This is a genomic window from Marinobacter sp. L-13 (genome assembly GCF_056857715.1).
In genome coordinates this window covers 17,334-40,391 of record NZ_JBSXNQ010000044.1, presented here as the reverse complement: position 1 = coordinate 40,391, position 23,058 = coordinate 17,334, and the positions used below count along the sequence as shown (strand labels likewise).

The window sequence follows — 23,058 nt, the reverse complement described above, 5'->3', positions numbered from 1 at the left end:
TCAACGGGTGCAAGAATGCTGTGAAAACTGTCCTACAAAAATGGCTCGAATGCCGATTTTGTTATGCCGATCGGGCCAATGGCCCGGAAGGAAAGGGGTTTCGGAAGATTTTCTTGATTTAAAACAATGACTTTTAAAAATAGCAATCTGCTCAAAGTGCCATCATCGCCATCACCTGATCGGTCAGGCCATCCAGTGTCAGGCCTCCCCGCTCCGGCTTGTACCAGGTTACGGTCCAGCTGAGGGCGCCGGTCAACATCCGTCGAACAACGAAGGGATCCGCCTCCAGGGCGCCCTCGTGTTTCAGCGATTCCAGTACATCCAGCCAGAGCTTCTCGTAGATATCCCGGAGTTCCAGCACTTCAACCTGGGAAGCGGCCGACAGACTCCGCCATTCGAATACCAATACCGCCATAGCCTCACCGGTCTGGCCATTGATCGACTCCAGCTCGGCACGGACCAGACCCCGCAGCTTCTCTCTGTTGGTATCGGCAGCCTCCAGAGCCGCCTGCATGAGCGCCGTATTCAGCCGGATGGTTTCGACCATCACCGCTTTGAGGATCTCTTCCTTGGTCCGGAAGTGATGAAACAGGCTACCAGACTGAATACCGACGGCGGCGGCCAGATCGCGAACCGTGGTCCGTTCATAGCCCTTTTCCCGGAACAGCCGGGCGGCCTCAGTGAGCAGGCGACCCCGGGCACCACTGGGGTCTGACACAAGGTTTTCGGCGATCAGGGACTGGAGAATCTGGCTCTGGCTCACTAAAGCTATCCGGTTGGCATAAGAGGCCTTTAATTCTACCTTAAACTTGCCTGTTTACAAACCAAGCGCTTGCTTGGTATTGTCAACTCCATCGTGAGACAAAACCGCGATTGCCACTGGCATCGAATCGGTAATCATAGACAAGGCACAGAAACATGGCTGAATCCCCAAAAACCGTTCGCATCGGATGCTCCGCCGCTTTCTGGGGCGATACGGAAACCGCCGCCGGGCAACTGGTTCATCAAGGCAACATCGACTATCTGGTGGCCGACTATCTGGCCGAAATCACCATGTCGATCATGGCTGGCCAGAAAATGAAGGATCCGACCCAGGGGTATGCGCGGGATTTCGTCCAGACGGTCATGGGCCCCTTGCTTGCAGAGATCAAGGAAAAAGGTATCCGCGTTCTTGCCAACGCCGGCGGCGTAAATCCGGTCGCCTGCCGCGACGCCCTGCAGGCCCTCTGCGAAAAGGCAGGTGTGGACATGAAGATTGCCCTGGTGCTGGGCGACGACCTGCTGATGAAGAAGAAAAAGCTGGCCGATATGGGTATCAACGAGATGGGTTCCGGCCAGCCGATGCCTCCAATGATGGTCAGCCTGAATGCCTATCTGGGAGCGCCAGGTCTGGTTGCGGCTCTGGAACAGGGCGCGGACATAGTTATTACCGGCCGGGTGGCAGACAGTGCCCTGGTATTGGCACCGCTGGTGCACGAGTTCGGCTGGAGCTGGCAAGACTACGACAAACTGGCGCAGGGCAGCCTGGCCGGGCATCTGCTCGAGTGCGGTGCCCAGGCCACCGGCGGCAACTTCACCGACTGGGAAGCGGTAGCTGGCGGCTACGCCAACATGGGATTCCCGATAGCCGAAGTGAGTGCCAACGGCGACTTTTTTATCACCAAGCCCGAAGACACCGGCGGGCTGGTTAGTCGTGGCACAGTTGCGGAACAGCTGGTCTACGAAATCGGTGACCCAAGGGCCTACCTGCTGCCTGACGTTACCTGCGATTTCACAGGTGTAGAGCTGGAGGAAACCGGTAAAGACCGTGTACAGGTGCGGGGCGCACGGGGGCTACCACCCACCGACAGTTACAAGGTATCGGGCACCTGGCCGGATGGTTTCAAGTGCACGGTTACCTTCCTGCTGGCAGGCATGAATGCCAGGGCCAAGGCCCAGACTGTCGCACAGGCCATTCTGGCCAAGACCTCACGCATGTTCAGCGAACGTGGCCTGCCTGATTACAGCGAAACCAGTATTGAGCTTCTGGGTACGGAAACGACCTACGGTGCTCATGGCCGTGGCGAGGATTGCCGCGAAGTAGTGGTCAAGATCAGCACCGCCCATCCCAAGAAAGAGGCCCTTGTACTGTTTTCCCGCGAGATTGCCCAGGCAGCCACGGGGATGGCACCGGGCATCACCGGGATTGTGGGTGGCCGACCGACCGTGTGGCCGAAGATCCGGTTGTATTCATGCCTGGTGCCGAAAACGGAAGTCGATGTGTCCGTGGATCTGGGCGGCGAGCGGCAAACCGTTGGAGTCGAAACCAGCGGCGGTTTCGATAACAGCGACCTCCAGCCCCAGTCGTTCACACACGAGACAGACGAAACAGATACCACTGTGCCGCTGGTGAAGCTTGCCTGGGCCCGCAGCGGCGACAAGGGCGACCACACCAACATTGGCGTGATCGCCCGCAAACCAGAATTTCTGCCGTTCATTGAAACCGCGCTGACGGAAGCGGCGGTTGCGGACTGGATGGCCCATACCCTGAATCCGGAAACCGGCCGGGTGACCCGCTGGGCCATGCCCGGGCTGCAGGCCATCAATTTCCTGCTGGAGCACAGCCTTGGCGGCGGTGGCGTGGCCAGCCTGCGGATTGATCCCCAGGGAAAGGCGTTTGCCCAGCAGCTATTGGAGTTTCCAGTGCCTGTTCCGTCAAAAATCATCAACGAATAAACCATGGAGCACGCGCTCGGGCCGCTGGCCCCTCCCGGGACACGCTGTAGATACGTCCCTGTACGCTTGATCGCAGCATCCCTGCTGCTCACAGTCCCGGGAGGGGCCAGCGGCCCGAGCGCCCGAAAATTGGGAAAGGTCTTCGAGATATGAGCTATCAATCTGTTTTTCATCCGGACCTGTTTAAAGGCCAGGTGTTTATTGTTACCGGCGGCGGTTCTGGCATCGGCCGGTGTACGGCCCATGAACTCGCTGCCCTGGGCGCGCGGGTTGCCCTGGTGGGCCGCAAGGCCGAGAAAGTGGAATCTGTGAAATCAGAGATCACCGAGGACGGCGGCATTGCGTCCGCCCATGTCTGTGATATCCGTGAAGAGGACTCGGTCAAGGCCACGGTAAAGGCGATCATTGCCGAACACGGAGGCCTGAACGGTTTGGTGAACAATGCCGGAGGGCAGTTCCAGGCGCCGCTGACCGGGATCAACCAGAAGGGCTGGGAGACGGTGGTTCGAACCAATCTGACCGGCGGCTTCCTGATGGCACGGGAAGCCTACACTCAGGCTCTTTCCAAAACCGGGGGCGCCATCGTCAATATTGTCGCCGACATGTGGGGCGGCATGCCCGGCATGGGACACTCCGGCGCCGCCAGGGCCGGCATGGTGAACTTTACCCAGACAGCCGCCGTTGAGTGGGGCGCGTCAGGGGTTCGTGTAAACGCGGTCGCTCCGGGCTGGATTGCCTCCAGCGGCATGGATAACTACCCCGAACACATGAAGCAGTGGATCCGCAGCCTCGGCGATAACGTGCCTATCAAGCGGATGGGCACCGAATCAGAAGTCAGCTCTGCAATCTGTTTTCTCCTCAGCCCGGGCGCGGCGTTTATCAGCGGGGATTGTCTGCGGATAGACGGCGGTGCGTCACAGGGAGGTCGAGTCTGGCCGTTACCGAAAGCCAAGAACAACGAACCCTACAACGGCTTTCACCGGGCCATCACCCCGAAAGTTCTGAGCGACGACTAAGGAGCCGACCATGCAGGTACTTGAATCCACGGTAAGCTCCACGTCCGAGGACTTCCGCACCAACGCCGAAGCCATGGACGCCCACATCACCACGTTCCGGGACGTTGAGCAAAAGGTTCTGGATTTGGCGGAAGCCGCCCGGGAGAAGTTCACCAAACGGGGCAAGCTGCTCCCAAGAGACCGTATCAACCGGTTGCTGGACCGCGGCACGCCCTTTTTAGAACTCTGCTCCCTGACTGGCTACAAGATGCACGACGACAAGGACGGCAGCCTCGCCGGCGGCGGGATCATCGCCGGCATCGGTTATGTAAGCGGCATCCGCTGTCTGGTGGTGGCCAGCAACAGCGCCATCAAAGGCGGCACCATTACCCCTGCCGGCCTGGACAAGACGCTGCGCCTGCAGCAGATCGCCATGGAAAACAAGCTGCCGGTGGTATCCCTTTCCGAGAGCGGCGGCGCCAACCTGAACTACGCCACCGATATTTTCGTGCTAGGTGCCCGGGGCTTTGCCAATCAGGCGCGGATGTCCGCGGCCGGCATTCCTCAGGTCACCGTTGTCCACGGCAACGCCACCGCCGGAGGCGCCTATCAGCCGGGTCTGTCCGACTACGTGATCGTGGTGCGCGAGCAAGCCAAGATGTTCCTGGCCGGCCCACCACTGCTGAAGGCAGCAACCGGCGAAGTTGCAACCGATGAGGAACTTGGCGGCGCGGAGATGCATGCGACCGTGGCAGGAACGGCAGAGTACCTGGCCGAAGACGACGCCGACGGCATCCGCCAGGCCAGAAACATCCTCGAAGCCCTGCCCTGGAACGAGCAGCTGCCACCCCGGCGCGAACTTCAATGGGAGGAACCGCTCTACCCGGCCGAGGAGCTGTTGGGTGTCATCCCGGCGGATTCCAAAAAGCCCTACGATGTGCGCGAAATCCTCGCCCGCATTGCCGACGGTTCAAAGTTCATGGACTTCAAGAACGAGTTCGACGACCAGACCGTCTGCGGCACCATCCGAATTGAAGGTCATTCAGTCGGCATCATCGGCAACAACGGCCCGATCACCCCGGCTGGATCCGCCAAGGCCGCCCAGTTCATCCAGCTCTGCGACCAGGCCGGAACGCCCCTTTTGTTCCTGCATAACACCACCGGTTTCATGGTGGGTACTCACTCAGAGCAGAACGGCATCATCAAACACGGCTCGAAAATGATCCAGGCTGTGGCCAACTGTCGGGTGCCAAAGGTCGCAATTGTCATCGGCGGTTCCTATGGTGCAGGTAACTACGCCATGTGCGGACGTGGCCTGGACCCGAGGTTCATCTTCGCCTGGCCCAACAGCCGAACCGCGGTTATGGGGCCGGCACAGGCAGGCAAGGTGATGCGTATCGTAGCTGAAGACAAGCAGCGCCGCGGCGGCATGGAGCCGGATCCGAAGACACTGGATTTTCTGGAGCAGGCCACGGCGAAGAAACTGGAGGAAGGCTCAACGGCGCTGTTCGGAACGGCCAGATTGTGGGATGACGGGTTGATTGACCCGCGGGATACGCGGCGCGTTCTGGCTCTGGTTCTGGACGTTTGCCGGGAGGCAGAAGCTCGGCAGTTGCGGCCTAATACGTTTGGGGTGGCCCGCCTGTAGGTCTGCTTGTTTTGCGGGAGGAACCGGTTGGGACACCCTGTCCAAAAAACGCTACGAGCACATCCATGTGCGCTTGGCGTCGGCCATCCATGGCCGCCGACATTTTTGGACAGGGTGTCCCAACCGGCTCTTCGAGATTCAGAGTTAACGCTTAAAACCAGCATGCTTTTCAGCGGCAGCATGCAAAAAACAACGGTAGGTCGGATTACTCCTTCGGTTAAGCCGACCTACAAAAACAACAAGCCTGCCAGCAGGCAGCAACCAGTTTGCAGACGTAAGCGGCTGTGTGGGATCGGTTTCAGAAAATGTCGGCGGCCATGGATGGCCGACGCCAAGCGCACATGGATGTGCTCGTAGCGGTTTTCTGAAACCGATCCCACACAGCCGCCACCCAAGCTAGTGAACGTGCACCAGCAAACAGAAGGCACGAACTAACATCCAGGAGAACAAGAACGTGAAATTCACAGCCGAACACGAAGCCCTCAGAAAAACCGTCCGCGATTTCGTGGAGAAGGAAATCAACCCCCATTGCGACGAATGGGAAGCCGCCGGGGAATTCCCGATTCATGAACTGTTCAAAAAGCTCGGAAACCTCGGCATCCTGGGTATCCAGAAGCCCGAAGAATACGGCGGTATGGGGCTGGATTACAGCTACAACCTCGTGGCTGCGGAAGAGCTTGGCATGGCCCATTGTGGTGGTGTGCCGCTGGCCATCGGGGTTCAGACCGATATGTGTACCCCGGCCATTTCCCGGTTTGGATCTGATGAACTGAAACGCAGTTTCCTCGCGCCGGCCATTGCCGGCGACATGGTGGGATGTATTGGCGTCAGTGAAGTTGGCGCAGGTTCGGATGTGGCGGGGATGAAAACCACCGCCAGGAAAGACGGCGACGACTACATCATCAACGGCTCCAAGATGTGGATCACCAACAGCCCCAAATCGGATTTTATCTGCCTGCTGGCCAACACCTCGGACGACAAGCCCCACAAGAACAAGTCTTTGATCATCGTGCCCACGAAAACGCCGGGCATCTCCTTCAGCCCGCACCTGAACAAGCTCGGCATGCGCTCTTCCGAAACCGCCCAGATCTTTTTTGACGACGTCCGTGTGCCACAGCGCTACCGGATCGGCGCCGAGGGCACCGGTTTCATGATGCAGATGCTGCAGTTCCAGGAGGAGCGAATCTGGGGTGCGGCGAACGTGATCAAGGCGCTGGAAAACTGCATCACCAAGACCATCGAGTACTGTCGCGAGCGGAAGACCTTCGGCCAGCCGCTGATCGACAACCAGGTAATCCACTTCCGCCTGGCCGAACTGCAAACCGAAGTCGAGGCCCTGCGCGCCCTCACCTACCAGGCCTGCGAGCTGCACGTTGAAGGCAAGGATGTCACCCGCCTGGCCTCCATGGCCAAACTCAAGGCCGGACGTCTTGGGCGTGAGGTCACAGACAGCTGCCTGCAGTACTGGGGCGGTAACGGTTACATGTGGGATAACCCGATTTCCCGCGCGCACCGGGATGTTCGACTGGTGTCTATTGGCGGTGGTGCCGACGAAATCATGCTCGGGATTATCTGCAAGATGATGGGAACCCTTCCGGGCAAGAAACGCGACTAGGAAACGGACGGTGGAGTCATTTATGGGCCAGGTACCACATTGCGAAACACTGATTCTGGAAAAACAGGGCCCCACCCTGTTTATCACCATCAACCGACCAGACGTGCGCAACGCCATGAGCCTCGAGATGGTGGCGGAACTGTCCGCGGTGTTCACCCAGATTGAAAACGACCTGCACATTCGCGCCGTCGTCATCCGGGGCGTCGGTGGGCACTTCTGCGCCGGTGGTGATATCAAAGACATGGCCGGAGCCCGCGGCCAGAAAGCGGCCGAGGGTGAGGCGGACCCGTTCTATCGTCTGAACCGCGCTTTCGGTCAGATGATTCAACAGGTCAACGAATCCTCGAAAGTGGTCATCGCGATCACCGAAGGCGCCGTCATGGGCGGTGGATTCGGTTTGGCCTGCGTTTCCGACGTCGCCATCGCCGGGCCGAGCGCCAAGTTCGGCATGCCGGAAACCTCCCTCGGCGTGATTCCAGCCCAGATTGCGCCGTTTGTGGTTGAACGAATCGGCCTCACTCAGGCCCGGCGGCTGGCCCTGCTCGGTTTGAGAATCGATGCGAACGAAGCATGCAGTCTTGGCATCGTTCACCAGGCGGCTTCTTCAGAGGATGAACTGGAAGAGATGCTGACAAGCGCTCTGGATCGTGTCCGCCACTGCGCACCGGTTGCCACGGCAGAAACCAAAGCGTTGCTACACAGGGTTGGCCATGAACCCATGAGCGGTTTGCTGGACAGCGCGGCTGAAAAATTTGCGGAAGCCATCCGGGGAAGCGAAGGAACGGAGGGCACCATGGCCTTCATGCAAAAACGTCCACCAGCCTGGGCAGGCGAATCCGAATGATGCGGAGCGAGGTTGGAAGCCAGACGGCTTCCGGCCTCGCGGCGAACTCCACAGGGGAAAACAAGAACATGCTAAAAAAACTGTTAATAGCCAACCGAGGCGAAATCGCAGTCCGGGTGATCCGTACCGCGAAAGCCCTGGGTTACCGCACCGTGGCCGTCTACTCAGAGGCCGACGCCAGGGCCATGCACGTGGAACTCGCCGACGAGGCCGTCTGCATTGGCCCGGCACAGGTATCCGCCTCCTACCTGAACAGCGATGCAATTCTTGAAGCCGCCCGCAAAACCGGCGCCGACTGCATCCACCCGGGTTACGGCTTCCTCTCCGAGAATGCCGCCTTCGCCAACGCCTGCAAAGACGCCGGCCTGGTGTTTGTTGGCCCTCCCGCCTCGGCCATCGAACTCATGGGCAGCAAGCGCCGATCCAAAATTGCCATGCAGGAAGCCGGCGTGCCAGTGGTGCCTGGCTATGAAGGCGACAACGCCAACGACGACGAACTGATCGCCTCCGCCAAAGACATCGGCTACCCCCTCATGATCAAAGCCTCTGCCGGCGGTGGTGGCCGCGGCATGCGCCTGGTTGAGAGTGAATCCGAACTGGCCGACAACATCAAACGGGCCCGTTCCGAATCAAAACAGGCCTTCGGCGACGACGAACTGATCCTGGAAAAAGCCGTGATTGAGCCCCGCCACGTGGAAATCCAGGTGTTTGCGGATCGCCACGGCAATGCGGTCTACCTCGGCGAACGGGACTGCTCAGTACAGCGCCGACACCAGAAAGTAGTGGAAGAAGCACCCTCCCCCTTTGTCACGCCGGAACTACGACAGGCCATGGGTGAGGCTGCAGTCAAAGCGGCTCTGGCCTGCAACTACGAAGGCGCCGGCACCGTCGAGTTCCTGGTCGACAAGCACCGAAGCTTCTACTTTCTGGAAATGAACACCCGCTTGCAGGTAGAGCATCCGGTCACCGAACTCATTACCGGCCAGGACCTGGTCGCCTGGCAGCTCAACGTGGCTGAGGGACGGCCGCTGCCGCTCAGCCAGGACGATATTCACCTGAATGGCCATGCCATTGAGGTTCGACTCTATGCAGAGGACCCTGCCCACGGATTCACACCCCAGACCGGATCGCTATACGCCTTTGAACCAGCCGAAGGCGAAGGTTTACGGTTTGATACCGGGGTACGATCTGGAGATGCTATCACTCCCCACTACGACCCCATGCTGGCTAAAGTAATTGCCTGGGGCCAAAACCGAGATGAAGCCCGCCGGCGGCTGATCCGCTCGCTTGAGGACACGACCGTGTTCGGTGTGACCACCAACCGCCATTTCCTGAGCCGGATTATCGCAGACGAAACTTTCGGGGCCGGCGGGGCGACCACGGCCTTCCTGCAGCAGGCCTTCAAGGACGATCCGTCCCTTAAGCCGCAAAACCTTACCATTCGCCAGTTGGCCCTGGCCGCCTGCGTGCTCGACCATGGCATTTCGGGCCAGAGCGCCTGGAGCAATGCGCCGGCCACCATGACGCCCATCAAGCTGGAAACCGGCGACACCACTGTCGAGCTACTGGTGACCCGCAACGGCAGCCGGCTGTCTGTGAGTATGGGCGAAACCCGGCATTCCCTGGTACTTGAAAGCCAGAGGGATGGCCATTTGTGCATTATCGACAACGGCGTTCGTCAGGCCTGCCAATATCACCGCCAGGGCGATTCCCTATATTTGCAGGCGTTCGGGCAATCCTGGTCGGTGCGCGATGTTACCCACCAACCAGCCAGGACTGCTGGCGGCGCGGGCAGCGGTCGCATCCAGGCGACCATGGATGGCGCCATCATTGATGTGTTGGTTGAGGCTGGTCAGAGCGTTCACCAGGGCGATACGCTGGTGATACTGGAAGCCATGAAGATGGAGCATCCGGTAAAAGCAGACCGGGACGGCAGAGTCGCCGAGATTCTTGCGAGCAAGGGCGACCAGGTGAAACGCAGTCAGTTACTGGTCCAGATAACCGCCAACGAGACGGCCGAACAGGAGAACGAGGCATGAGTACCATGCGTGATCGTACCGTTTTTATCACCGGCGCCAGCCGTGGCATCGGCCGGGCCATCGCCCTCGCCGCCGCCCGTCAGGGCGCGAACGTAGTGATTGCCGCCAAATCAGACACGCCTCATCCGAAGCTGCCAGGCACGATCCATACGGTGGCAGAGGAAGTTCGGGATGCTGGAGGCAAAGCGCTACCGCTGGTTCTGGATGTCCGGGATGAAAAGCAGATCCGCCAGCGCATTGATGAGGCCGGCGAGCATTTTGGCGGCATCGACGCACTGGTAAACAACGCAGGCGCCATTCGGCTAACCGGTGTGGAAAACCTCAAGGTCAGCCGGTACGACCTGATGCATCAGGTCAATGCCCGGGCCGTCATGGCCTGCAGCCAGGCCGCACTGCCCTGGCTGAAACAGTCAGACCGGGCTCACATCCTGAGCCTGTCGCCGCCTCTGAATCTGAATACCCGGTGGTTCGCCCAATATGGCCCCTATACCACCACAAAATACGCCATGACCATGCTGAGCCTGGGCATGGCGGAGGAGTTCAGGCGGTACGGCATTGCGGTTAACACGCTGTGGCCAAAAACGCTGATTGCCACGGCAGCCATCGAATTTGAGGTTGGCGGGCCCCAGATGATGGCCCAGGGCAGGAAGCCGGACATCATGGCCGATGCTGCTGTCAGCATCCTCAACCGGTCGTCTGAGACTATGACTGGTCAGACCCTGATCGACGAGGACCTGCTACGGCAGGACGGTATCACCGACTTCGAGCATTACCGGTATGAGCCGGGCGATAAGCCCCTGATGCCGGACCTGTTTCTGGACTGAACCCGAGGCATGCGTTGTTCCGGGTTCAACGTCCACACAATAAAAGGGACCAATGGAAACACCATGAGCCAAGACAACGTATCCGCACTGGACATTGCCCGCAGCCTGCCCGGAATATTCCGGCGCTTGCCGGCCATAACCCGGGGGCTGTATTACTATGCCCTGAAAAACGAGAACCGTGAGCTTACGCTCGGCACTCTTATCGAAAGCAATGCCCGGAACCTGGGAAGCCGGCCCGCCATTCTGTTTGAAGACCGCTCGATCACATGGAGCGAATTGGATGGCTGGGCCAACCGCATTGCCCGCTACCTGCAGGACCAGGGGCTTGCCAAAGGGGATGCCATTGCGATCTTCCTTGAAAACCGCCCCGAATTGCTGGCCGTGGTAGCCGGCGCAGCCAAACTCGGCGTTGCCTGCGCCATGCTCAATACCTCCCAGAGAGGCAAGGTACTCGAACACAGCATCAACCTGATCGAGCCCAAAATGATGGTGGTTGGCGAGGAACTGGTCGAGGCGTTCGACGGCATAAGAACAGATCTCAAGACCGCCCATCCCCAGCCATTCCAGTTTCTGGCAGACACCAACACGCTGAACGCCTTTGGGGACGCACCAACCGGTTACGCCAACATGGCCGAGCAGGTCAGCACCTTCAACAGCGACGCCCCGGTTCTCAGCGATGCGCCGAAAATGGGCGATACCGCCATCTACCTGTTCACCTCCGGCACCACCGGCCTGCCCAAGGCCGCCCCGGGCTCACACCGCAAATTCATAATGGCCTACGGCGGGTTTGGCCTGATGTCTCTTGCCATGAAGCCGGAGGACGTTCTTTACTGCACGCTCCCCCTTTATCACGGCACCGCACTGCTGGTCTGCTGGGGCTCAGTCCTGGCCGGCGGCTCCGCCATTGCCCTGCGCCGCAAATTCTCCGCCAGCGCCTTCTGGGACGACGTTCGCTATTACCACGCCACCACCTTCGGCTACGTCGGCGAACTCTGCCGCTACCTGCTGAACCAGCCACCCAGCGAACAGGACCGGAACCATAGCCTCACCAAAATGATCGGCAACGGCCTCCGCCCGTCCATCTGGAAGGAATTCAAGGAGCGCTTCGGGATAGAGACAGTCGCAGAGCTCTACGCCTCCAGCGAAGGCAACATCGGCTTCAGCAACTTCTTCAACATGGACAACACCGTGGGCTTTTCCACCGCCCCCTACAAGCTGGTGAAATTCCACGACGGCACACGGGATCCAATTCGTAACGAAAAAGGCTTCATGCAGGAAGTGGCTAAAGGCGAGCCCGGCCTCTTGATCGGCGAGATCACCAAGAAATGGTCGTTCGAGGGTTACACCCAGAAAGAGGCCACGGAAAAATCGATCCTCCGCAACGCTTTCAAGAAGGACGACGCCTGGTTCAACACTGGCGATGTCCTGAAGGAGATCGGGTGCGGCCACCTGCAGTTCGTCGACCGTATGGGCGATACCTACCGCTGGAAGGGCGAAAACGTCTCAACAACGGAAGTGGAAAACATCATCGACGGCTCGGGGATGGTCGAGGAAGCCATCGTCTACGGCGTCGAGATTCCGGGCACCAACGGCAAGGCCGGCATGGTGACCCTGGTTCCCCACAGCAATGGCGGAGAGTTCGACGTGAACAGTTTGTTCGCCTATCTGAGGGACAATCTGCCGACCTATGCAGTTCCGGTATTCGTACGGGTAACCCACGCCATCGAGAAAACGGGGACGTTCAAGTACCGGAAGGTGGATATCCAGAAGCTGGGCTATTCGCTTCGGAATGGGGAGGAGGTCTATGCCTGGCTGCCCAGGACTGATGGGTATACCTTGCTGACGCGAGAGCTGGTTTCGGAGATTGACTCGGCTTCGGTCCGGTTTTGATGATTGGCCTTTTGTCTGGGCCCTAGCCTTATGGATTAGCGGATTGGTGAGGGTGGGCACCTCCTCCCAAAAACCGCTACAAGCACGTCCGTGTGCGCTTGTTTCGGGCCGTCCATGGCCCTCTACATTTTTGGGAGGAGGCACCCACCCTCACCATCGGGCTGTTGCGTTATAGTCTCGATATTCAGAGATACCACTGATTCCAGAAGTTGCCGGTTGGAAGCACTTCCCAAAAATGTCGGCGGCCATGGATGGCCGACGCCAAGCGCACATGGATGTGCTCGTAGCGGTTTTTGGGAGGTGCTTCCAACCGGCAACCTCCCAAAGCTTTCAGGCTTCGATAAAACTCAGGAGCCGACTTTAAGCACAACCTTGCCAGTCGCTTTGCGTTCAGTAAGGGCTCCAAGGGCAGAGGCGTAATCCTCGAAGTCATAGACGGCACTGATCTTCGGATCAATCTTGCCCTCGGCATAGAGCTTCATCAGCTCCATCATGTTCTGGGCACTGGCCTCCGGCTCGCGTTGTGTGAAACTGCCCCAGAATACGCCAACAACGGAACAACCTTTCAGAAGCGTCAAATTTGCCGGGATTTTCGGGATCTCGCCGGCGGCGAAGCCGATGATCAGATGGCGGCCATTCCAGCCCATGGCGCGGAGGGCCTGTTCGGTGAAGTCACCGCCGACGGGGTCGTAGATGACATCCACGCCTTTGCTGTGAGTGAGCTTCTTCACCGCGTCTTTAAGAGGCTCTTCTGCGTAATTGATCAGCTCATCGGCGCCTGCTTCCTTGGCAACCGCTAGCTTTTCCGCGGAACTGGCGGCTGCAATAACCTTCGCGCCCATGGCCTTGCCGAGCTCAACCGTTGCCAGGCCCACGCCACCACTGGCGCCCAGAACCAGAAGCGATTCGCCAGGCTGAAGGTTGCCGCGCTGCTTGAGGGCATAATAGGAAGTTCCATAAACCATGGTGAAGGCCGCTGCCTTCTCGTCGGACATGCCATCGGGGACGGGGAGAAGATTCTGCTCCGGCACGATGACTTCTTCGGCAAAGGCGCCATAACCTGTCAGCCCAGCAACACGGTCGCCTACCTTGAAGCGGGTTACCTTGTCGCCAACCTCGATAACCTCACCCGCCATTTCGCCACCCGGGGAAAAAGGCAGGCTTGGCTTCAACTGATATTTGTTCTCGATGATGAGGGTGTCCGGAAAATTCAGGCCGGCGGCTTTAACGCGCACTTTGACACCGCGGCCTTTCACTTCGGGGCTGGGAACTTCTTCGATGACCAGCTTCTCGGCCGGACCATATTCCTTGCAGAGGATGGCTTTCATGAGTGCTCCGTTTTTGTTTGATCGGATTCCAGGCGACAGGCGCCTGTGATTGTTATCCGTCAAGCTAAACAGAGTCTTAACATGAAGCAAATAAAGTTCTTTTATCTAAGCGCATAAGCGGCGCTTATTTCTCAGAGCGAGTCCATTCAGAGCATGGTCCCGCCGATCACGAGAGCGCCAACCAGAACCACCCCGGCCACAATCAGGCCAGTTTTCATTCCTGAGGACAGCACCTGAGGCGCGTCGCCGACAGATTTAGGATCATCACGGGTAGACAGATTCTGTTCCTGGCTGGAGTTGCGAACGAGCTCGATCATTTTCTCACACTGTTCAGAGGTGAACGCGGCCGGATCAAAGGATTCAAGTCCCTGATCATCCAGAAATGCCCGAACGTCCCTCGAAAGCGGCACGTATTTCATGGACCAGTTACTGAACGTTCGGCTCTTGAGGGGCTCTTCTATCAAGGTGACGATGTTGCGGTGGCGGTCATCCTTCAGGATCCTGTCATACGTGCGACGGACGGCGTCCTCTTCACCTTCCAGATACTGGAAAAACCGGTCGTTTCCGTAGTAGAGGCCACCGACCAACTGGTCTTTGGCATTGTTCTTACGGGAGGTCATCAGAATTCGTGCAACGTGGGGTTCAACACCCTTTTCCACCGGTTTGGCTTCGAACGTGGCTTCACTGGCATAGGCCAGACGCATCAGGGACATAGCAACTCCGTACAACAGGATACAGGTAAGTTGAGTGCAAGATACGTTCAGAACTGTCGCTATGGATCACAGTCCGGAGGCCCGCGCTTTCTAACACCTATCTGGCCTCAGGTGAAAGCCATCCGCTTTTTCGCTATCCTGCGCGCTTTGACTTTAGGCATCCGGCCACTCCTGGCCTATCTCGGGGCTCCCCATGATCGACATCATCTACGTGCTTGAAATGGTTGGAATCGTCGCGTTTGCGATTTCCGGCATGATCGTGGCGCGCTCCAAAAATATGGATCCTGTGGGCGTATTTACCATCGGCTTCATCACGGCACTCGGTGGTGGCACCCTGCGCGATCTGATCATGGACAACCACCCTCTTTACTGGATCAAGCACGAAGAGCAACCGATGCTGATTCTGGCCATGGCGGTTGTCTTCAGCTATTGGAAAAAAGCAGAGCGGCTGCGGGAGTCAAGAATTGTGTTCCCCGACGCCATCGGACTCGGCGTTTTTTCCATCCTTGGCGCCCAACTGGCCCTGGATCTGGGACATTCCTGGTTTGTCGCGTCCCTGCTAGGAGTGATGACGGGCACCTTTGGCGGCGCCCTGCGGGACACCCTCTGTAACGAGGTCCCCTATATCTTTCGCAAAGACCAGATCTACGCCTCGATCTCATTCGCCGGATGCTGGCTGTACTTTGTCTGCCAGTGGTTCCTCGACAACGAGGTCCTGCCGCTGACCATTGGCCTGCTTTTTATCGTCATCGTGCGGATGCTGGCGGTCCGCTTCGATATCCGGCTCCAGCGTGACTCTCACAGCAACTAACGCCACATTCGCTTTGACGAACTGTCAATCATCCCTTGGCCTCAGGAGGCTGAGCCGGTAATATTGCCGTTTTTTCACGCAATTCAAGAATTCCGTCCAGACCAGACCCCCAAACACAAACTTTCAGCATCCTGTGAGGCAGACACCCGTCATGCTTGAACGACTGTTCCAACTCCAGGCCCACGGCACCACTGTTCGTAAAGAAGTGGTTGCGGGCATTACCACCTTCCTGACCATGGCGTACATCATCGTGGTCAACCCGAGCATCCTGTCATCGACCGGCATGGATTTCGGGGCTGTCTTTGTTGCGACCTGTCTTGCAGCCGTGATCGGCACCCTGATCATGGGGCTGTGGGCCAATTACCCGATCGCCATGGCACCAGGCATGGGGCTAAACGCCTTTTTCTCCTTCACGGTCGTCGGCAGCATGGGCTACAGCTGGCAAATAGCGCTCGGAGCGGTGTTCATCTCCGGCTTCCTGTTCTTCCTGCTGAGCATCTTCAAGGTGCGGGAATGGATCATCAACAGCATTCCCATGTCCCTGCGCTTCGGCATCTCCGCGGGCATTGGCTTCTTCCTGGCCCTGATCGCCCTGAAGAATGCCGGCATTGTTGTGGATCACCCCGCCACGCTTGTGGGGCTGGGCGAAGTGAAAGTGGCAGAGAGCCTGCTGTTTTTCGGCGGCTTCGTGCTGATTTGCGCACTGTCCTTCCGCCAGGTAACCGGCGCCGTCATGATTGGTATTATTGCGGTTACCGGCGTAGCCATGGCTCTGGGAATGGTGGAGTACAACGGTCTGGTTTCAGCACCCCCGAGCATAGCGCCGACGTTCATGCAGCTGGACCTGGCGGGCGCCCTGAATATCGGCATGATCAGCGTGATCTTTGCGTTTCTGTTCGTCGATCTGTTTGATACATCCGGCACCCTGATCGGCGCCGCACAGCGCGGTGGTCTCCTCGACAAGGACGGCAAACTGCCGCGCCTTGGCCGGGCCCTGATGTCGGACTCGGTTGCGACCATGTCCGGTGCTGCCCTCGGTACCTCAACCACCACCAGCTACATCGAATCCACCGCGGGCATCTCCGCCGGCGGCCGAACCGGCCTGACCGCTGTCGTGGTTGCCGTGCTGTTTCTTGCTTGTTTGCTGCTGTCACCGATTGCCAGCATCATCCCTGCCTACGCCACCGCACCGGCACTGCTTTACGTGGCGGTTCTGATGGCCAGCGGCCTCAAACTGATTGATTGGGAGGATGTCACTGATGCAGCCCCGGCTGTTGTCACCGCCCTGATGATGCCTTTGACCTTCTCCATTGCCAACGGCATCGCCCTGGGATTCATCACCTACGCCATTCTGAAGGCACTCAGTGGCCGCTGGGCAGATCTGAACGCCAGTGTTGTTATCATTGCGGTTGTGTTTGTTCTGAAATTCATTTTCCTGGATGCGGCCTGATCCACTTCCAGGGCATTAACCGGAACGTTTATGGATTATTTTTCTGAAAGCATCAAAAAGGCCATTCGCACGGTCCCGGACTGGCCAAAGCCGGGCGTGGCCTTTCGCGATATAACCACGGTACTGCAGGACAAGACTGCCTTCCGTAAACTGATTGATGCCTTCGTACACCGCTACCACGGACACAAGATTGATGCCGTGGCAGCGGTGGATGCGCGCGGCTTTATCATTGGCTCGGCACTGGCCTATGAGCTCAACGCCTCCCTGGTACTGGTACGCAAGAAAGGCAAGCTTCCGTTCGATACGCTGGTGGAGGACTACGAGCTTGAATACGGTACCGCCTCCGTGGAGCTGCACAAGGACGCTTTCAAGCCGGGCGACAACGTGGTTCTGGTAGATGATCTGATTGCCACTGGCGGCACGATGCTCGCCGCGACCCGTCTGATCCGCAGGATTGGCGCGGAAATTGTGGAAGTGGCAGCCATGATTGATCTGCCCGATCTCGGCGGCTCCCGCAAGCTGCAGGACGAAGGCCTTCAGGTTTATACTGTTTGCTCGTTTGAAGGGGAATAATCAACAGCAATCAGGAGGCGACCATGCCGGATTACCAACACCACTGGAAGGATGGCACACCCGTCCATCTGCCACTGGGAAAGATCGTCTGCATTGGTCGCAACTACGCCGAGCATGCCCGGGAGCTCAATAACCCGGTGCCGGATGAACCGCTGCTGTTCATCAAACCCGCAACCTCGGCGGTGCATATCACCCGTCCCCTGGATTTTCCAAGAGACCAGGGGGCGGTTCACTTCGAGACCGAACTGGCGGTTCTGATCGGTCGACCCTTGACCCGGGCTTCAGCCAGCGAAGCCAAATCCGCGATACTGGGCTACGGTCTGGCACTGGACCTGACTCTGCGGGATCTCCAGGGCAAACTCAAAGAAAAGGGCCAGCCATGGGAAAGAGCGAAGGGGTTCGATGGTGCCTGTCCGCTTTCGCCGTTTGTCGCGGCCGATAAGTTTCCCGATGCCCCCATTCACTTCACAATGGACATTGATGGCAACCGCCAGCAAACCGGCGATACCGGCGATATGCTCAACCCCATTATTCCCCTGATCGCTCACATCAGCAGCCAGTTCACTCTGCTGCCCGGCGATGTGGTGCTGACAGGAACACCAAAAGGCGTGGGCCCGCTGGTTTCTGGCCAGACCCTGTCGCTTGAACTGGAAGACCTGCTGTTCGTGGAGACCAAAGTGGTTTAACGTGCAGGGCCGGCTAAACCCAAATCCGGTCAAAGGCGTACATCTGTTTATGGCAAAGAAACCGGTAACCTCCCGACGTGGTCGCTTCTTCAAACTCGCTGGCATGACTGCCTCTGTGGCAGGGCAATATGCCGGCCAGCGTGCGCGCCGCCTGTTCCGCTCAGAAAATGACGAGGGCGCGCAGAGCGAAAGCTACACACGCATGGCCGACCAGATCGCCGATACCCTGGGCGAGCTGAAAGGGGCGGTCATGAAAGTCGGGCAAATCGCTTCCCAGACCCAGGACTTTCTGCCCAAGGAATTCTCGGACGCGCTCGAGAAGCTTCAGAAAGAAGCCCCGCCCATGCCTTTTGAAGTCATCGTGGGGCAGATCGAATCGGAACTGGGCAAACCGGTCTCCGAGCTTTTCGAGTACCTGCAGGAGACACCCTACGCTGCGGCTTCCATCGGCCAGGTGCATCGCGCCAGACTCCACGATGGCACCGATGTCATTGTGAAAATCCAGTACCCCGGCGTGGACGAATCCTGCGATTCAGATCTCAAACAACTGCGCATGGCACTGAGATTGGGCGGCCTGCTGAAAATGCCCAAGGAGTCGGTCGACCGGCTGTTCGCCGAAATCCGGGAGCGACTGAAAGAAGAACTGGATTACGAGAACGAAGCACGAAATATCGAACTCTTTCGGGAGTTTCACAAGGATCAGCCCTGGGTGCTCATCCCTTCCGTGGCGAAGAGCCACTCAACCCGACGTGTCCTGACGATGGAACTGGTTGAGGGAGATCACGTCAGCAAGGTTACGAGAGACCGGTACGACCAGGACACCATCAACCTGATAGGTCACCGGATCTTCATGCTCATGGCGGACCAGCTTTTCCGTTTCCAGTGCATCCATGGCGATCCCCACGCCGGCAACTTCGCCTACCGGCCTGATGGCTCCATCGTCATGTACGACTTCGGCTGCGTAAAGAAGCTGAAACCGGAAATCATCGCCGCCTACCGCAACGCCCTGGTTTCTGCCCTCGAGGAAGACTACGAAGCGCTTGACCGTCATCTTATTGACCTGGGCGCGCGTGTCGGAAGCCAGCCAGCCGTGGATGAAGCCTACTACGCTATGTGGCGGGACATTCTGGTGGTGCCCTTTGAGGATCGGGAGGTGCCCTATAACTTCGCAGAAGCCGACATCCACAAGCGCGTGGCCGAGAAAACCAGCACCGTGTTCAAATACCTCGACTACTTCAAGCCGCCGGTGGAAAGCATCTTTATCGACCGGATGATTGCCGGTCATTACTGGATGCTGAAGCGGCTGGGTGTTCAGGCCGCGTTCAGGGAAGAACTGGAAAGGTACCTGAAAGCCTGAACCCTACAGGTAATGGGCAACCCACTCGGCAACACCCTCGACGGCACCCTTGCGAATAAACCGGGCCCGTGACACTGACGCCGGCTCGCCCGGGTCAATCACGGTGATGGGGACATTTTTGTCCACTTCGTAAACCAGTCCTGCAGCCGGGTATACCTGCAGAGACGTTCCCACGATCAGCAGGTGATCGGCCGTGCGGACAACTTCGGCAGCCTTGTCCAGCATGGGCACTTCCTCGCCAAACCAGACAATATGAGGACGAAGCTGGGCGCCACGGTCGCAGGTGTCGCCAGGGTTAATATCACGATAACCGATGTCATAAACCAGCTCCGGATATTTTGAACTGCGCGCCTTGGTAAGCTCTCCGTGAAGGTGAATGACGTTGCTCGCGCCACCCCGTTCGTGAAGATCGTCCACGTTCTGGGTGACCACGGTGACCCGGTAGCGCTGCTCAAGCTCCGCCAGCAGCTGATGGGCCCGGTTCGGCTGGGCAGAGGCAAGCTGGCGGCGTCGGTCATTGTAGAACCGCAGCACCAGCTCCTGATTGCGCGTAAACGCCTCGGGCGTAGCCACATCGTAGACGCTGTGCTGCTCCCACAACCCACCGTTGTCCCGGAAGGTGGATAGACCGCTTTCGGCGCTTATGCCCGCGCCTGTCAGCACTACGATATGATCCTGCATCAGTCGAAAATCTTACCCGGGTTCATGATTCCGTTGGGATCGAATACCTGCTTGATTCCCCTCAGGTAAGCGATTTCTGCCTCGCTACGGGTGTACTGCAGATACGGCTTCTTGGTCATACCCACGCCGTGCTCGGCAGACACGCTGCCCTGGTAGCGCTCGACAATCTCGAACACCCATTTGTTGACCTGTTGGCACTTCTCGAAGAAATCCTCGTTGGCCATGTCCTCTGGCTTGAGGATATTCAGGTGCAAGTTGCCATCGCCGATGTGCCCGAACCAGATAATCTCGAAATCCGGATAGTGCTCGGTGACCACGGCATCAATTTCCTGCAGGAAGCCCGGCACCTTGGATACGACCACGGAAATATCATTCTTGTAGGGCGTGCGGGGCGCGATGGACTCGGAAATGCGCTCGCGCAGCTGCCAGAGGTTCTGGGCCTGGGTTTCGCTCTGGCTGATCACGCCATCCAGCACCCACCCGTTCTCCACGCATTGTTCAAACAGAGCCATAGCATCGTCCATCACCTGATCGGAGACAGATTCGAACTCCAGCAGCGCATAATACGGCGCCTCGGTTTCAAACGGCGCCTGAACCTGACCGTGGGCCAGCACGTGTCCCATGGCTTGATGGGAGAAAAACTCGTAGGCGGTGAGATCAATCTTTTTCTGAAAAGTCTGCAGCACATCCATGGTGTTGGTCAGGTCATTCAGACCCAGCACCAGCACCGTCAGGTTATCCGGCTTCCGGGACAATTTCATGGTGGCTTCGGTAATAAAGCCCAGTGTGCCCTCAGCGCCGATAAACAGATGACGCAGATCGTAACCCGTGTTGTTCTTCTCCAGATCCTTGTTCAGATCCAGAATATCGCCCTTGCCGGTCACGACCTTGAGGCCGGCAACCCAGTCCCGGCTCATACCATAGCGAATTACCTTGATACCGCCGGCGTTGGTGGAGAGGTTGCCACCGAGCTGGCTGGAACCGGCGGAGGCAAAATCAACCGGATAGTAAAGACCGTTGTCTTCAGCACAATTCTGCAACTGCTCGGTCACAACACCGGCCTGACACCGAACCGTCCTGTCGCTGGCATTGAAGTCCAGAATCTGGTTCATGTTGTCGAACGCCACAACCACCTCACCATTGGCGGCCACAGCACCGCCACTCAGACCTGTCCGGCCGCCAGAGGGCACCAGTGCCACCTGATTCTCGTTGGCGAACTTCACCAGCGCCTGCACCTGCTCGGTGGTCTTGGGCAACGCGATCGCCAGGGGCTTGGGCGGGTAGATCTTGGTCCAGTCCTTGCCGTAGGTATCCAGATCTGCCGGGTCGGTCAGCACCTTGCCGGGCGCGTCGCCGGTGGCCATCAGGTCTTTGAGAGAAGCAATGATCTGTTCAGAATTCATGAATTTTTCGGTCTCGTCAGGTTTGGGCCGGAGCATCCTGCAACAGGAATCACAGACAGTTGATTCAGGCAAACCGGCGCGCTGTGAAAATCTTTGTTTATGGTATCATACCGCCCCTGTTCTGTGAGCCAGCCCTGACGATCACTGGCCACGGGTCATTTCACGTGACGAAAGGTTCGGAAGCAAGCCCATGTCAAATACGTCTCTTGAGAAGAGCAAAATCCGTATCCTGCTGCTGGAAGGCGTGCATCAATCTGCCATTGATACGCTGAATGCTGCGGGCTATACCAACATTGAGTACCTGTCTCACTCGCTGGCCGAGGAAGAGCTGATCGAGAAGATTGCCGATGCGCACTTCGTCGGCATCCGTTCCCGCACCCAGCTGACCGAGAAAGTATTTGAGGCCGCCAAGAAGCTGGTGGCTGTGGGTTGCTTCTGTATTGGCACCAACCAGGTGGATCTGCAGGCGGCCACCCGGCGCGGTATTGCCGTTTTCAATGCGCCTTTCTCCAACACCCGGAGCGTCGCGGAACTCGTTCTCGCCCAGGCCATTCTGCTCCTGCGCGGTGTCCCGGAGAAAAACGCCAAGGCCCATCGCGGCGAGTGGCTGAAATCCGCCAAGGACAGCTATGAAATCCGTGGCAAAAAACTGGGCATTATCGGCTACGGCAACATCGGCACCCAGTTCAGCGTCCTGGCCGAGGGCCTGGGCATGGATGTGTACTTCTACGATGTCGTCTCAAAACTGTCGATCGGCAACGCCACCCAGGTAGGTACGCTCCAGGAGCTGCTCAACATTGCCGATGTGGTCAGCCTGCACGTACCGGAAACCCCGGCCACCAAGTACATGTTCAAGGCCGAGCAGTTCGCCCAGATGAAACCCGGCAGCATTCTCATGAATGCCTCCCGCGGCACCGTGGTGGACATCGACGCCCTGGCCGATGCTCTGGGCAGCGGTAAACTGCTGGGTGCTGCCATTGACGTATTCCCGGTTGAGCCCAAATCCAACGACGAGGAATTTGTCTCTCCGCTGCGGGAGTTCGACAATGTCATCCTGACCCCGCATGTTGGCGGCTCCACCATCGAAGCCCAGGCAAACATCGGTCGGGAAGTGGCAGAAAAACTGGCCATGTACAGCGACAACGGCACGTCGGTTTCTTCCGTGAACTTCCCGGAAGTCGCTCTGCCGTCACACCCCAATCAGCACCGTCTGCTGCATATCCACGAGAACGTTCCCGGCGTGATGTCAGAGATCAACCAGGTGTTTTCAGAGAATGGCATCAACGTTTGCGGCCAGTATCTGCAGACCAAGGAAGACATCGGCTATGTTGTCGTCGACGTGAACAAAGAGTACGGCGAACTGGCGCAGGAAAAGCTGCTCAAAGTGAAAGGGACCATTCGCTGCCGCGTACTGTTCTGATTAACGGCCAGATATAAAAAAACCGGAGCCTGTGCTCCGGTTTTTTTATGGCTGCGAACGCCCTGC

Annotated in this window: 19 protein-coding genes; 14 read left to right on the top strand and 5 right to left on the bottom strand. The window is 58.2% G+C overall.

Annotated elements, in window-relative coordinates; all coding sequences use genetic code 11:
• Positions 1-151: 151 nt before the first annotated feature.
• Complete coding sequence (locus AC13DD_RS05760; protein ID WP_482930983.1) at positions 152-772, bottom strand: TetR/AcrR family transcriptional regulator; 621 nt, start codon at positions 770-772, stop codon at positions 152-154.
• Between the two features lie 146 nt (positions 773-918).
• Here AC13DD_RS05760 and AC13DD_RS05755 point away from each other — a divergent pair, with 146 nt between their 5' ends.
• The 8 genes from AC13DD_RS05755 (at position 919) to AC13DD_RS05720 (ending at position 12,570) form a co-directional block, all read left to right on the top strand.
• Positions 919-2,715, top strand: coding sequence for an acyclic terpene utilization AtuA family protein (locus tag AC13DD_RS05755; RefSeq protein ID WP_482930965.1), 1,797 nt, complete (start codon positions 919-921; stop codon positions 2,713-2,715).
• Between the two features lie 149 nt (positions 2,716-2,864).
• Positions 2,865-3,731 (top strand): SDR family oxidoreductase, encoded by an 867-nt coding sequence (locus AC13DD_RS05750; protein ID WP_482930964.1) that lies wholly within the window; start codon positions 2,865-2,867, stop codon positions 3,729-3,731.
• Between the two features lie 10 nt (positions 3,732-3,741).
• Positions 3,742-5,358 carry an acyl-CoA carboxylase subunit beta gene (locus AC13DD_RS05745; RefSeq protein ID WP_482930963.1) on the top strand — a complete coding sequence of 539 codons (1,617 nt, stop codon included), beginning with the start codon at positions 3,742-3,744 and terminating at the stop codon, positions 5,356-5,358.
• Positions 5,359-5,812: 454 nt separating this feature from the next.
• On the top strand, positions 5,813-6,973 hold the full coding sequence (gene atuD / locus AC13DD_RS05740) for a citronellyl-CoA dehydrogenase (protein WP_014577830.1): 1,161 nt from the start codon (positions 5,813-5,815) through the stop codon (positions 6,971-6,973).
• Positions 6,974-6,995: 22 nt separating this feature from the next.
• Positions 6,996-7,817, top strand: coding sequence for an enoyl-CoA hydratase/isomerase family protein (locus AC13DD_RS05735; RefSeq protein ID WP_482930962.1), 822 nt, complete (start codon positions 6,996-6,998; stop codon positions 7,815-7,817).
• Positions 7,818-7,885: 68 nt separating this feature from the next.
• Positions 7,886-9,856, top strand: a complete 1,971-nt coding sequence (locus AC13DD_RS05730) for an acetyl/propionyl/methylcrotonyl-CoA carboxylase subunit alpha (RefSeq protein ID WP_482930961.1) — start codon at positions 7,886-7,888, stop codon at positions 9,854-9,856.
• Entirely contained in the window at positions 9,853-10,680 is an 828-nt protein-coding gene (locus tag AC13DD_RS05725; protein WP_008174063.1) for an SDR family oxidoreductase, read from the top strand. The genes AC13DD_RS05730 and AC13DD_RS05725 overlap by 4 nt, the downstream gene beginning before the upstream one ends.
• A gap of 63 nt (positions 10,681-10,743) precedes the next feature.
• Positions 10,744-12,570 (top strand): long-chain-acyl-CoA synthetase, encoded by a 1,827-nt coding sequence (locus tag AC13DD_RS05720; RefSeq protein ID WP_104269888.1) that lies wholly within the window; start codon positions 10,744-10,746, stop codon positions 12,568-12,570.
• Between the two features lie 347 nt (positions 12,571-12,917).
• Here AC13DD_RS05720 and AC13DD_RS05715 read toward each other — a convergent pair whose 3' ends face one another.
• Positions 12,918-13,898, bottom strand: a complete 981-nt coding sequence (locus AC13DD_RS05715) for an NADPH:quinone oxidoreductase family protein (RefSeq protein WP_482930960.1) — start codon at positions 13,896-13,898, stop codon at positions 12,918-12,920.
• Between the two features lie 146 nt (positions 13,899-14,044).
• Positions 14,045-14,611: a BLUF domain-containing protein gene (locus tag AC13DD_RS05710; protein ID WP_008174059.1), complete on the bottom strand. Its 567-nt coding sequence runs from the start codon at positions 14,609-14,611 to the stop codon at positions 14,045-14,047.
• 193 nt (positions 14,612-14,804) lie between these two features.
• Between AC13DD_RS05710 and AC13DD_RS05705 the strand changes: the two genes are divergently transcribed.
• From AC13DD_RS05705 to AC13DD_RS05685, 5 genes are all read left to right on the top strand, one after another.
• Complete coding sequence (locus AC13DD_RS05705) at positions 14,805-15,422, top strand: trimeric intracellular cation channel family protein (protein ID WP_008174057.1); 618 nt, start codon at positions 14,805-14,807, stop codon at positions 15,420-15,422.
• 151 nt (positions 15,423-15,573) lie between these two features.
• Positions 15,574-16,872: an NCS2 family permease gene (locus AC13DD_RS05700; RefSeq protein WP_104269886.1), complete on the top strand. Its 1,299-nt coding sequence runs from the start codon at positions 15,574-15,576 to the stop codon at positions 16,870-16,872.
• Positions 16,873-16,902: 30 nt separating this feature from the next.
• The gene (locus tag AC13DD_RS05695) at positions 16,903-17,445 is read left to right on the top strand and encodes an adenine phosphoribosyltransferase (RefSeq protein WP_008174054.1); all 543 of its coding nucleotides are present in this window, start codon (positions 16,903-16,905) and stop codon (positions 17,443-17,445) included.
• 23 nt (positions 17,446-17,468) lie between these two features.
• Positions 17,469-18,131 carry a fumarylacetoacetate hydrolase family protein gene (locus AC13DD_RS05690; RefSeq protein WP_008174051.1) on the top strand — a complete coding sequence of 221 codons (663 nt, stop codon included), beginning with the start codon at positions 17,469-17,471 and terminating at the stop codon, positions 18,129-18,131.
• 49 nt (positions 18,132-18,180) lie between these two features.
• Positions 18,181-19,488, top strand: a complete 1,308-nt coding sequence (locus AC13DD_RS05685; RefSeq protein WP_008174049.1) for an ABC1 kinase family protein — start codon at positions 18,181-18,183, stop codon at positions 19,486-19,488.
• 3 nt (positions 19,489-19,491) lie between these two features.
• Here the strand turns inward: AC13DD_RS05685 and AC13DD_RS05680 are convergent, their stop codons facing one another.
• Together AC13DD_RS05680 and AC13DD_RS05675 are read right to left on the bottom strand one after the other, a co-directional pair.
• On the bottom strand, positions 19,492-20,169 hold the full coding sequence (locus AC13DD_RS05680) for an SIR2 family NAD-dependent protein deacylase (RefSeq protein ID WP_482930959.1): 678 nt from the start codon (positions 20,167-20,169) through the stop codon (positions 19,492-19,494).
• On the bottom strand, positions 20,169-21,572 hold the full coding sequence (locus tag AC13DD_RS05675) for an FAD-binding oxidoreductase (protein ID WP_092031069.1): 1,404 nt from the start codon (positions 21,570-21,572) through the stop codon (positions 20,169-20,171). Before AC13DD_RS05675 ends, AC13DD_RS05680 begins: the two co-directional genes overlap by 1 nt.
• Positions 21,573-21,762: 190 nt before the next feature.
• On the opposite strand from AC13DD_RS05675, the gene serA reads away from it, so the two are divergent.
• Complete coding sequence (gene serA, locus AC13DD_RS05670; protein WP_008174043.1) at positions 21,763-22,992, top strand: phosphoglycerate dehydrogenase; 1,230 nt, start codon at positions 21,763-21,765, stop codon at positions 22,990-22,992.
• Positions 22,993-23,058 lie beyond the last annotated feature (66 nt).